The sequence below is a fragment of the Streptomyces sp. NPDC048484 genome, from assembly GCF_040651415.1.
In the GTDB taxonomy this organism is placed as follows: domain Bacteria; phylum Actinomycetota; class Actinomycetes; order Streptomycetales; family Streptomycetaceae; genus Streptomyces.
In genome coordinates this window covers 222,601-233,324 of the sequence record NZ_JBEZJY010000010.1, presented here as the reverse complement: position 1 = coordinate 233,324, position 10,724 = coordinate 222,601, and the positions used below count along the sequence as shown (strand labels likewise).

Here is a 10,724-nt window from a genome sequence, read left to right as displayed (position 1 = left end):
TGTCATCGCACCTCTCTGTGGAACGCGTGGAGGGGCCCCGGCGCTGTTCGCGCCAGGGCCCCGAAGGAACTGCTACACCATCTGCCGGCCCTGATTGTGCGCCGGCCTTCTGTTTCCGCAGACCCGACCGAGCTGCTGCCGGGGGTACGGGGATCGCGGTTGCTTGACCGGAGACCACCTCACTATCGATGTCCTGCGGTACCCGGACTCAAGACGTCTGCCCGGGCGATCCTGATGGCGCTCAACTCCTCCGTTCTTCCCTCGGTGTTCAACTGCCTGCCAAACGGGGAACTGCGTACAGCTGGTGATGCGAACTGCTCAGTGGCCTGCGACAGCGCCACTCTTCGGCAGCCAGCCCCGTCGCCCGTCCTGCGTCTGCTCTGGCTTGGAACCCCACTGCCGAACTTCCCGGTGCGCGCGTCCGCAGCCGACGCCTTCACCGAGGTGCTGCTCACTGACTTCACTGCTGGGTACTGCGCACTGCACTTACGGGTAATGCCACCGCGTTGACTGCGGTCCTGCTCACGGCGGCCCCTGATCACTGCGGGCCACCCGGTCCGGTTGTCAGTCCCGTCGCCGTCCTGCAACATTCCTGGCTTCGAGACTCCACCACCGCACCGTCCTGCGCACTGCAACTGCGTGTACTGCCAGCCGGCAGTTCGTCTCTGCCAGGCCCCTTTGATCTCGGCTACGAGAGAAACCATAACCACGCCCGACACTCAATGTCTACTCCGGCCACCATAGATTTCCGCACGTTCGACGGCGAGGTAGTCGGCCTCGAACAGTGACGTGGACAGGTGCGATGCCGTCCCGGCCCGCTTAACGGGCCGCCGGCCGGGCACAAGCACCGCACAGACGGGACCGGGACCGGGACCGGACGATTCAGAGACCGGGGTGGCCTGATGGACACGATGAGCGTCAACGTCGCAACCGGCCGCTCCGCGACGTCCGTCGCCGGCGCACGCGATTGCGCCCGGGATTTCCTCGGAGGTCTCGACCGTCCGATCGCAGCCGAGGCTGCCGACACCGTGGTCCTGGTCGTCTCGGAACTCGTCACCAACGCCCTGCGCCACGGCGGCGGCACCTGTGTGGTCGGATAAGGGTGGTCGAGACGGGGCGGAGTCTGAGATTCCTGCTCAGGGCGGAGCCAACCGCCGACGTCTTGGGCGCTGGCGCACCGCCGCGGCCCGGACGGTGGAGAAGGATCTGCACCGGCTGATTCGGCGTGCCTGGATGCCCATGCTCGCGCTGACCGGCAAGGCCAGGCTCTGGGAGCCCCGGCGCCTGCGGCTCCGCTCGTTCTCCGCAGCCGGCCAGCTCGTCACCACCGGTCGGCGCAGGATTCTCCGCCTCGCCCGGCACTGGCCCTGGACCGGCGAGATCACAGGCGGCCTCGAACGACTCGCGCTTCTGCCCAACCCCGGCTAACCAGCAACGTTCACCGTCCCGGCCGGAGTCGTCGGCAGCCTGCTCGGGGGCCCCTGGTACGGCGGCCACTACGGCTGGTCCTGGCCGCACGGCTGGCACAGCGTCGGACACGCGGCCTGCGTCGCGGCCCTCGCGGCGGCGACGGTCACGGGGGACGACGACCACCTCTCCATGGTCGCGACCTCGCTCGACGCCCTCATCACCCGCGGCAAGGTCATGCCCCACACCGAGGCCGACTCCAGCCTGCCCTCCAAGTGGACGGCCGAACTCGGCCCGGACGCCCACACACCTACGCTCCACCTGCCGTTCCGGCACAACGACACCGGCTGGTTCGACTACAACCCGGTCACCTCGCCCATACCGGTGGCGCTGTGGCACCACACGGCCTCCGACACGGACCATGCCCGGCTGAAGAAGCTGCGCGAAGCCGACGGCATCGACTGGCGCACCCTCCGGCCGTTCCGCGCCAAGGAGGAGTCCGGACACGAGAAGGCCTGGTTCGCCTTCCTCGCCGGTGACGACCCCGGTTATCCGGAGCGCGTCCTCGCCACCGCCCAGGCCCAGGTCCGCCACCGTCTGCGCCGCGTCGACCGCTATCGCGGCATGGACGTGGACGAGACCGACATCCATGTATGGCAGCAGTGCAACCCCGTCGCCACCGAGGCCCTCGTGCAGCTGACCTGGGGCGGGCCCCAGGTCATGTACAACGGCGGTCTGCAGCAGGCCCGGCTGCGCTACCACGACGCCGAGGCACGGCGCGCCGGTTTGCCGCCGGATGTGGCCGCGCTGGTCACCTCCATCGATCCAGAGGCGACCACCGTCGAACTGGTCAACCTCTCTCCCGGGACGGACCGCACGGTGATCGTGCAGGCCGGCGCCTTCGCCGAGCACTCCATCGCCACCGTCCGCCACACGACCTGCGCGGACGACGGCTGGATCGGTGACCTGTACGACTACGGCCACACCGAGCCCGTCATCACCGAGGCGGAACTCTCGTGCGAGAGCGCCTACCTGACGGTACGGATACCCGCCTCCACCCGCATCCGTCTCGTCCTGCGGCTCCACCTTCGCGTCAACACCCCCAGCTACCGCACCCCGTTCAACACCCCGTCCGACGAGCCCTCCGCGGGCGTGGAGGAGAGCACGCCATGAGACGCGTCGCCCAGACCATCGGACTCCGGCCCGGACACTGGCAGAAGTACCTGGAACTCCACCCGGCTGTTCCGCCCGGCGTCGAAGCGGCCCTGCACCGGGCGCGGATCCGCAACTACGGCATCTTCCTCCACGGCGACGTGCTGTTCGCCCACTTCGAGTACCACGGCGACACCTTCGAGGCCGACATCGCCACCGCAGCCCTGCGGGAGCGGCCCCGGGACGAGTACGTCGTGTCCTCCAAGGTCGGCAGACTCCTTGTCCGCGACGAAGAGCCGCGAGGCGTCGACGGCGGGGGCTTCGTCGTTCGCGACGACCTGCGCCGCCAGTGGGACTTCAGCCGCGACGGCCCGGACGTCCGGGACACAGCGGGTGGACCGCTTCGGCCGCTCACTCGGCTACTGGAACGCGTGCCCCTGCGGCTGCCGGCCAGTGCTGTGGCCGGGTCATCGTGACGGCCTGGGGCCCCTGCCCGATGGATGTTCCGGCCTGCCAGCTGACCCTCGGTCGGCCTGCCGCCGGCCGGTCCCGCCGTCACTACTCGGCTGTCATGCCCCACGGGAGGGCTTCTCCCGACCGTACGTGGTCTCTCAGCCACAGCTCGGTGTTGCTCACGTGCAGCAGTGCGGCGGCCTGGCTGAGGGAAGCGTTGCGGGCGGACAGTGCCCGGAAGATCGCCTCGTGTTCGGCGAGAGTCCGCTCCGATGCCTGGGTGTCCACCAGGCCGCGCCAGATGCGGGCACGCAGGGTACGCCCGGAGATGCCCTCCAGGAGCGTGAGCAGGGTCTCGTTGCCCGTGGCGGAGATGACGGCGCGATGGAAGGCGGCGTCGTGGGCGTTGAGCCGCTTCACGTCGTCACGGGCGTCACGCATGGCCTCCAGGTGCCGCTCGACCTCGGCCAGTTGCTCGTCGGAGATCCGGGTGGCGGCCAGCGCGGTGGCGACCGGTTCCAGGAGCCTCCGTGTCTCCATGAGGTCCTGCAGCGCGGTCGAGTCACCCTGCAGCAGTTCCACCGCACCGCCGAGCCCCTCCAGGAGCAGGCTCGGCTGCAGGCTGGTCACGTAGGTGCCGTCGCCCCGCCGGACCTCCAGGACCCGGGCGACGGCCAACGACTTCACGGCCTCCCGGGCCAGGTTGCGGGAGAGGCCGAGCTGGGCGGCCAGCTCCTGCTCCGGCGGGAGCTTCGAGCCCGGTGGCAGTGCCCCGCTGCGGATCAACTCCCGGATCTGCGTAATGGCCTTGTCCGTCAGAGACACCGCGCACTCCTTCCGGGCCCGTTCGCCGCAGGCACGTCCGACCTGATGAGTCCCCGGGCGCGCAGATCGTCCCAAAGACTCTCGGGGATGTGCTGTCGGTGGAGTTCCACGTTCCGTCCGACCTGCTCCGCGGTCCGCATCCCGAGGGTGACGTTGATGATAGTGGGATGGCTGTTCGGGAAGGCGACCGCTGCCGCGGGCAACGTCGTGCCGTGCCCCTCGCAGACCTCGGCGATCGCCTGGGCGCGGGTGACCAGGTCCGGCGGGGCGGCCTGGTAGTCGTACTTCATGCCCTCGGCGGGCCGGTCGCTGGAGAGCAGACCCGAGTTGAACACGCCGACGGCCACCACGCTCTTGCCGAGTTCCTGCGCGGTTGGCAGGACGTCGTCGAGGGCTGACTGGTCGAGGAGGGTGTAGCGGCCGGCGAGCATGACCACGTCAGCGGCGGTCCCGCGCAGGAAGCGGGCGAGCATGGCGGACTGGTTCATTCCGGCGCCGATCGCGCCGATGACCCCCTGGTCGCGCAGGTCGGCGAGCGTGGGCATGGCTTCGTCGGCGGCCTGGCGCCAGTGGTCGTCGGGATCGTGGAGGTAGACGACGTCGAGCCGGTCGAGGCCGGTGCGGCGCAGGGATTCCTCGATGGAGCGCAGGACGCCGTCGCGGCTGAAGTCCCACTGGCGGCGCAGGTCGTCGCGTACGACGAAGCCCTCGCTGTCGACGCCGCGGGGCTCCTCGTTGGGCACCAGCAGTCTGCCCACTTTGGAGGAGACGACGTACTCGTCGCGGGGGCGGCCCTGTAGGGCGGCGCCCAGGCGGCGTTCGGAGAGGCCGAGGCCATAGTGCGGTGCGGTGTCGAAATAGCGCAGGCCGGCCTCCCAGGCCGCGTCGACGGCGGCCGACGCGTCCTCGGCCGAGGTTGTCCGGTACAGGTTGCCGATCACCGCGGCGCCGAAGCCTAGTTCGGTGAGCTCGACAGTGGTGCTGCCGACCTTTCGGCGCCCCGTGTTCCGATGTGTCAACTGTTCTCCCTGAGAAGCGGGTGCGGCACGGCCGCCCCGAGGCCTGTCACCTTCTGACGGTGGCCGGGCCGCCTGCGATGAGCGTCTCCACCTCGGCGCGTGAGGCCATGGACACGTCGCCAGGGGTGGTCATGGTGAGGGCGCCGTGCGCGGTGCCGTAGGCCAGGGCGCGGCCCAGTGCGGCGGCGTCGAGGTCCGCCAGTGGCCTGGCACCGCCCGCCGGTCCGTCCTCCTCACTGTCGGTGGTCAGCAGACCGTAGATCAGGCCGGCCGCGAAGCCGTCGCCGGAGCCGATGCGGTCCAGTACCTGCATGCCGGACAGGTGTGGGCCGCGGACGAACCCGGCGCGGGACGACCGGGCGGCCGACGACCAGTCGTTGACCCCGGCGGAGGGCGCTTCCCGCAGGGTCGTCGCGAGCACCTCTGCACGGGGCAGGAGCCCGGCCACTTCGAGGAGGGCGTCCTGCACCTCGTCCGCCCCGACCCGCAGCGCCCCTGGTTGGGGTCCGGCCAGGCCCAGGGCGCCCACGACGACATCGGCGTGGCGGGCGAGCCGCAGGTCGGCCTCGCGGGCGGCGTCAGGACCGCCCCGGCCGGCCCAGAGGCTCGGGCGGTAGTTGGGGTCGTAGGACACCGTCACGGCGTGCCGCCGCGCGGCGGCCATGGCCTCGTCCGCGACGTCGACGGTGGTGTCGGACAGACCGGCGAAGATGCCGCCGGTATGGAACCAGCGCGGCCCCGAGGAGAAGATGGCGTCCCAGTCGACGTCCCCCTTGCACAGCTGCGAAACGGCCGTGCCCGCGCGGTCGCTGACGCCCAGTGCGCCCCGGATGCCGTAGCCGCGTTCGACGAAGTTCAGGCCGTTGCGCGCGCCGCGGCCGATGCCGTCCCCGGGTACCCAGCGGATCAGCGAGGTCTCGACCCCGCCTTGCAGGATCAGGTCCTCGACGAGCCGGCCCACCTGGTTGTCGGCCAGGGCGGTGACGACGGCCGTGCGCAGGCCGAAGCAGCGCCGCAGTCCCCGGACGACGTTGTACTCGCCGCCGCCCTCCCAGACCTGGAAGGTGCGGGCGGTGCGGATGCGTCCCTCACCGGGGTCGAAGCGCAGCATCACCTCGCCGAGGGCCACCACGTCGGTCACGTCACACTCCCGTGCACGGCCGCGGCGGTCAGCCGGCGGATCTGTGTGAGCACCGTGCCGGCGCCGACGGCGCGATTGCCGCGGGTGGCCATTGTCTTGAACACCTGCTGTGCGTCAGAAGGACGGAAGGCGACCTCGGCGCACCGGGCGCCTCCCGCCGCGAGTGCCTCGGCCGGCGGGCCTGCGGCCGTGGCGGAGGACGCGGTCAGCACCGGCATGACGCGGGCTCCGTCCGGCACGGAGGCCAGGTCGGCGGTCATCGGCCGAGCCAGCCGCCGTCGACGGGAAGAACGACGCCGTGGAGGTAGGCGGCGGCGTCCGAGGCGAGGAACACCGTGGCCCCGGCGAGGTCGTCCGCGTGGCCCCACCGTCCGGCCGGGATACGGTCGAGGATGGCCTTGCTGCGCACGGGGTCGTCCTGGAGTGCCTGGGTGTTGTCGGTGGCGATGTAGCCGGGGGCGATGGCGTTGACGTTCACGCCGTGCGGGGCCCACTCGTTGGCCAGCGCTTTGGTCAGGCCGGCGACGCCGTGCTTGGCGGCGGTGTAGCCGGGGACGTTGACGCCGCCCTGGAAGCTGAGCAGCGACGCCGTGAAGACGATCTTTCCCTGGCCGCGTGCCATCATCGTCGCGCCGATGGCCCGGGTCAGCGCGAACTGCGCACTGAGGTTGACCTGGAGCACCAACTCCCAGTCTGTGTCGGTGTGTCCGGCGGCCGGGGCGCGGCGGATCGTGCCCGCGTTGTTGATCAGGATGTCCACCGGACGGTTCCGTCCGGCGAGGTCCGCGCCGAGAGCGCGAACGGCTTCGGGGTCGGCGAAGTCGGTGCGGATGGCCTCGAAGGTGCGGCCTGCGGCTACAACGTCCTTCTCCACGTGGCTGCCGGTCTCCTCCAGTTGTGCGCTGACCCCGATGACGTCCGCGCCGGCCTCGGCGAGGGCGCGGGCCATGGCCCGGCCGATGCCGCGCCGGGCGCCGGTGACGACGGCGAGCCTGCCGGTGAGGTCGAAGGCACTCATACGGCCGCTCCCTGGGCGTCGTCGGTGCAGTCGACGAGGATCTTCATCACGTTTCCGCCGCCTTCCAGGGCCTCGAACGCCGCGGGCGCCTGCGTGAGCGGCACGATCTTGCTGATCAACCGCTCTGCCGGGATCGTCCCGTCCGCCACCAGGGACACCGCGCGCTCGAAGTCGGAGCGGTCGTACAACCGGGCTCCCACCAGAGTGAGTTCACGCCAGAAGAAGCGGTGCAGGTTCACCTCCCTGGGACGCGGGTGGATGGCGACCTGGCAGAGGCGGCCGCGTACACCGAGGACGTCCACGGCCGTGTCCACGCCGCCCGCCGCTCCGGACACCTCGAAGGCGACCTCCGCCCCTGCCTCCTCCGTCCACTCCCCCACCAGAGCCTGCACGTCGTCGTCGGCCGGATCCCATGCCGTCAGCCCCAACTCCTGGGCCAGCGAACGACGGTGGGCGCTCAGCTCCACCACCCGCACGTCGGCGCCCGCGGCCCGCGCGACCAATGCGATGAGGATGCCGACCGGACCGCCGCCGACCACGACGACCCTCTCGCCCGTGGCCACCTCGGCGCGGCCGACGTCGTGCACGGCGACAGCTGTGGGCTCGACGAGCGCGGCCCGGTCCAGGGCGAGCGACTGCGGCAGTCTGATCAGCGTCGAGGCGGGCACGGTCCAGCGCTGCTGCATCGCGCCCGGGGAATCGATGCCGATGAAGTCCAGGTGCTGGCACACGTGTTGATGCCCGGCGAGGCAGGCCGGGCAGGTGTCGTCCCAGCGCAGCGGCATCACCGTGACCGCGTCCCCGGGCCGCCAGCCCTTCACGCCGGGGCCGAGGCGGGTGACGCGGCCGGACATCTCGTGACCCAGGACGACGGGGGCGGCGACCCGGGCGTCCATGTCGCCGTGGAAGATGTGCAGGTCGGTGCCGCAGATGCCGACGTAGGCGGGGGCCAGCTCCACCTCCCCCGGGCCGGGGGCGGGGGGGTCGACGACCGCGGTTTCCAGGGTGCGGGCGGCCTTGTAACGGACGGCGAGTGTCATGGTTTCGTCAGGGTCCCTTCAGCGCGGACGCCGATGGTCAGCAGCAGGTTGGCGTAGGTACGGGTGTCGGCGGTGACGACGGCCAGCGCCAGGTCGGGCGAGCGGGCGGCGTCGTAGAACGCGAAGCGTCCGAGCGCGTCGACCGGGAGGGGCTCCAGCATCGAGCGGTACTCGGCGATGGCGGGCGGCTCCGGCTGGCCCTCGGGTGGCACCATCGCGTACGCCGCCTCCACGGGCAGGGCGCGCAGCAGGACGTCGAGGACGGTCGTGACGTCCAGCAGGCCGGGGGCCAGGTTGAGGTGGACGGTACGGGCGCGTTCGCCGGTGGCGGTGCTCGCGGGGTAGTGGCCGTCGGCGAGCAGGACGCGGGCGCCGTGGCCGGCGCCGGCCAGGGATTCGAGGATCCCGGGGTGCAGCAGTTCCGTCAGGAGCACGACGTCGTCTCCTCCGTCGGTTCGGAGGTCAGGCGGTAGAAGGCGGTCGCGGTGCCGGCGAGCACCGCGTGGACCTCGGTGCCGGAGCAGCCGTCCAGGAGTTCCTCGACGGTGGCGGCCCAGCCGTTCCATCCCCCGGCGAGGTTCGCGACCGGCCAGTCGGAGCCGAACATCAGCCGCTCGGGTCCGAAGGCGGAGAGCAGCACGTCCCACACCGGGCGGATGTCGTCGACGGTCCACTTGTCGTGGTCCGCCTCGGTGATCAGCCCCGACACCTTGCAGCGGACCTGGGGGTGCCGGGCCAGGAGGCGCACCAGCCGGCTCCAGTCGGTCAGGTCCTGCCGGGCGAGCGGTGGTTTGCCGGCGTGGTCCAGGACGAGCGGCAGCTCGGGCAGCCGTTGCGCGAGACGGACCGCCTGCGGGAGCTGGTGGCTGCGGACCAGCACGTCGTAACCGAGGCCGCGTTCACCGACCGCTCTCAACCCCCGCTCGACTTGCGGTTGTTGAAGCCAGTGCGGATCGGGCTCTCCCTGTACGAGGTGGCGTACGGCCCGCAGGTACCGGCCCCCGGGTCCGCTTCGCAGGTCGTCGAGCACGTCGCCGACCGCGGGGGACGTGAGGTCCGCCCAGCCGACGACGGCGCCGATGAGCGGGTCGCCGCCGGCCAGGACGAGGAGGTCGCGTGTCTCGGGCACGGAGGCGATGCACTGGACGACCACCGTGCTCGTCAGCCGCCGTCCGTTGATCGGTCTCGTCGCGGCCGACAGCAGGGCGCGCGGGCCGAAGCTGCGGCGGAGGGGCTCGTGTCCGACCTCGTCGAGCCAGGACTGCGGCCGGACGTCCAGGTCCCACACATGGTGGTGGGCGTCGACGAGAGCCCGGGCGTCAGACACGAGCTGCCCAGACGGGGCCGTCGGGGTAGGTGTACTCCTTGAGCGAGTCCGGGTGCATGTGTGCGCTCAGCCCGGGCAGTGTCGGCGCGAGATAGTGGCCGTCGACGATGCGGACCGGGTCGACGAAGTGCTGGTGCAGGTGGTCGACGTACTCGATGACCCGGTCCTCGGTGGTGCCGGAGACGGCGACGTAGTCGAACATCGACAGGTGCTGCACCATCTCGCACAGACCCACACCTCCCGCGTGCGGGCAGACCGGCACGCCGAACTTCGCGGCGAGCAGCAGGATCGCGATGTTCTCGTTGACGCCGCCGACCCGTGCGGCGTCGATCTGGACGATGTCCACCGCGCCGGCCTGGAGTAGTTGTTTGAAGACGACCCGGTTGGCGATGTGCTCGCCGGTGGCGACCTTGATGGGCCTGAGCGCCTGACGGATGGCGGCGTGGCCGAGGATGTCGTCGGGTGAGGTGGGTTCCTCGATCCAGTACGGGTCGTAGGGGGCGAGGGCGCGCATCCAGTCGATCGCGGGGGCGACATCCCATCTCTGGTTGGCGTCGACGGCGATACGGATGCCGTCACCGACGGTCTCGCGGGCGGTGCGCATGCGCCGTATGTCGTCGTCCAGGTCGGCGCCGACCTTCAGCTTGATCTGGGTGAAGCCGTCGGCGACGGCCTCGCGGGCGAGGCGGGCCAGCTTCTCGTCGGAGTAGCCGAGCCAGCCGGGGGTGGTGGTGTAGGCGGGGTAGCCCTGGTCCAGCAGGTCGTCGATGCGCTGTGCGCGGCCCGGCTCGGCGCGGCGCAGGATCTGCAGGGCGTCCTCGGGGGTGAGGGCGTCGCTGAGCCAGCGGAAGTCGACCTGGGCGACCAGGTCCTCGGGTGACATCTCGCCGAGGAAGCGCCACACGGGCTTGCCCGCGCGCTTGGCGGCCAGGTCCCAGGCGGCGTTGACGACGGCGCCGGTCGCCATGTGGATGGCGCCCTTCTCCGGTCCCAGCCAGCGCAGTTGGGGGTCGTGGACGAGGGAGCGGGAGAACCCGCCGAGGTCGCCGCAGATTTCGTCGACGGACCGGCCCACCACGTACGGGGCCAGGGCCGCGATGGCGGCGGCTTGGACGTCGTTGCCGCGGCCGGTGGTGAAGGCCAGGGCGTGACCCTCGAGTTCGTCGCCGGCGTCGGTGCGCAGGACGACGTAGGCGGCGGAGTAGTCGGGCTCGGGGTTCATGGCGTCCGAGCCGTCGAGGTGTTCGGAGGTGGGGAACCGCACGTCCAGGACACCTAGGGCGGTGATGCGGGCGGGTGAGGGCACGGTGGAGGGCATGGCGGCAACTCCTGTGAGGAGCAA

General features: G+C 71.1%; 9 protein-coding genes and 5 pseudogenes. 5 read left to right on the top strand and 9 right to left on the bottom strand.

The window, feature by feature from the left end; genetic code table 11:
• Nucleotides 1-902: 902 nt before the first annotated feature.
• The 5 pseudogenes from AB0D14_RS13270 to AB0D14_RS13250 all read left to right on the top strand — a co-directional run.
• Nucleotides 903-1,094 (top strand): annotated as a pseudogene (locus tag AB0D14_RS13270) (ATP-binding protein); the annotation flags it as partial.
• Nucleotides 1,095-1,227: 133 nt separating this feature from the next.
• Nucleotides 1,228-1,428 (top strand): annotated as a pseudogene (locus tag AB0D14_RS13265) (transposase); the annotation flags it as partial.
• A 24-nt stretch (nt 1,429-1,452) separates the two neighbouring features.
• Nucleotides 1,453-2,580: pseudogene (locus tag AB0D14_RS13260) on the top strand (hypothetical protein); the annotation flags it as partial.
• A pseudogene (locus AB0D14_RS13255) lies at nt 2,577-2,768 on the top strand (L-rhamnose mutarotase); the annotation flags it as partial. The pseudogenes AB0D14_RS13260 and AB0D14_RS13255, both read left to right, overlap by 4 nt.
• A gap of 9 nt (nt 2,769-2,777) precedes the next feature.
• A pseudogene (locus AB0D14_RS13250) lies at nt 2,778-2,927 on the top strand (aldo/keto reductase); the annotation flags it as partial.
• Nucleotides 2,928-3,117: 190 nt separating this feature from the next.
• On the opposite strand, the gene AB0D14_RS13245 reads toward AB0D14_RS13250, so the two are convergent.
• The 9 genes from AB0D14_RS13245 to AB0D14_RS13205 are packed head-to-tail and all read right to left on the bottom strand — an operon-like array spanning nt 3,118 to nt 10,700.
• Nucleotides 3,118-3,837: a FadR/GntR family transcriptional regulator gene (locus AB0D14_RS13245; protein WP_362777844.1), complete on the bottom strand. Its 720-nt coding sequence runs from the start codon at nt 3,835-3,837 to the stop codon at nt 3,118-3,120.
• On the bottom strand, nt 3,828-4,856 hold the full coding sequence (locus AB0D14_RS13240; protein WP_362777842.1) for an aldo/keto reductase: 1,029 nt from the start codon (nt 4,854-4,856) through the stop codon (nt 3,828-3,830). Before AB0D14_RS13240 ends, AB0D14_RS13245 begins: the two co-directional genes overlap by 10 nt.
• Before the next feature lie 46 nt (nt 4,857-4,902).
• Nucleotides 4,903-5,997, bottom strand: a complete 1,095-nt coding sequence (locus tag AB0D14_RS13235) for a sugar kinase (RefSeq protein ID WP_362777839.1) — start codon at nt 5,995-5,997, stop codon at nt 4,903-4,905.
• Nucleotides 5,994-6,257 carry a hypothetical protein gene (locus AB0D14_RS13230; RefSeq protein WP_362777837.1) on the bottom strand — a complete coding sequence of 88 codons (264 nt, stop codon included), beginning with the start codon at nt 6,255-6,257 and terminating at the stop codon, nt 5,994-5,996. The genes AB0D14_RS13235 and AB0D14_RS13230 overlap by 4 nt, the downstream gene beginning before the upstream one ends.
• Nucleotides 6,254-7,015, bottom strand: a complete 762-nt coding sequence (locus tag AB0D14_RS13225; RefSeq protein WP_362777835.1) for an SDR family oxidoreductase — start codon at nt 7,013-7,015, stop codon at nt 6,254-6,256. Before AB0D14_RS13225 ends, AB0D14_RS13230 begins: the two co-directional genes overlap by 4 nt.
• Complete coding sequence (locus AB0D14_RS13220; RefSeq protein WP_362777833.1) at nt 7,012-8,055, bottom strand: alcohol dehydrogenase catalytic domain-containing protein; 1,044 nt, start codon at nt 8,053-8,055, stop codon at nt 7,012-7,014. Before AB0D14_RS13220 ends, AB0D14_RS13225 begins: the two co-directional genes overlap by 4 nt.
• Entirely contained in the window at nt 8,052-8,489 is a 438-nt protein-coding gene (locus AB0D14_RS13215) for an RbsD/FucU family protein (RefSeq protein ID WP_362777831.1), read from the bottom strand. Before AB0D14_RS13215 ends, AB0D14_RS13220 begins: the two co-directional genes overlap by 4 nt.
• Nucleotides 8,480-9,382 (bottom strand): amidohydrolase family protein, encoded by a 903-nt coding sequence (locus tag AB0D14_RS13210; protein ID WP_362777829.1) that lies wholly within the window; start codon nt 9,380-9,382, stop codon nt 8,480-8,482. Before AB0D14_RS13210 ends, AB0D14_RS13215 begins: the two co-directional genes overlap by 10 nt.
• Nucleotides 9,375-10,700 carry an L-fuconate dehydratase gene (locus AB0D14_RS13205; protein ID WP_362777827.1) on the bottom strand — a complete coding sequence of 442 codons (1,326 nt, stop codon included), beginning with the start codon at nt 10,698-10,700 and terminating at the stop codon, nt 9,375-9,377. Before AB0D14_RS13205 ends, AB0D14_RS13210 begins: the two co-directional genes overlap by 8 nt.
• Nucleotides 10,701-10,724: the final 24 nt, after the last annotated feature.

Excerpts from the sequence above, each read along its gene's own strand:
- AB0D14_RS13230 (WP_362777837.1), bottom strand. The coding sequence starts at position 6,257 with ATGACCGCCGACCTGGCCTCCGTGCCGGACGGAGCCCGCGTCATGCCG.
- AB0D14_RS13205 (WP_362777827.1), bottom strand. The coding sequence starts at position 10,700 with ATGCCCTCCACCGTGCCCTCACCCGCCCGCATCACCGCCCTAGGTGTC.
- AB0D14_RS13220 (WP_362777833.1), bottom strand. The coding sequence starts at position 8,055 with ATGACACTCGCCGTCCGTTACAAGGCCGCCCGCACCCTGGAAACCGCG.
- AB0D14_RS13225 (WP_362777835.1), bottom strand. The coding sequence starts at position 7,015 with ATGAGTGCCTTCGACCTCACCGGCAGGCTCGCCGTCGTCACCGGCGCC.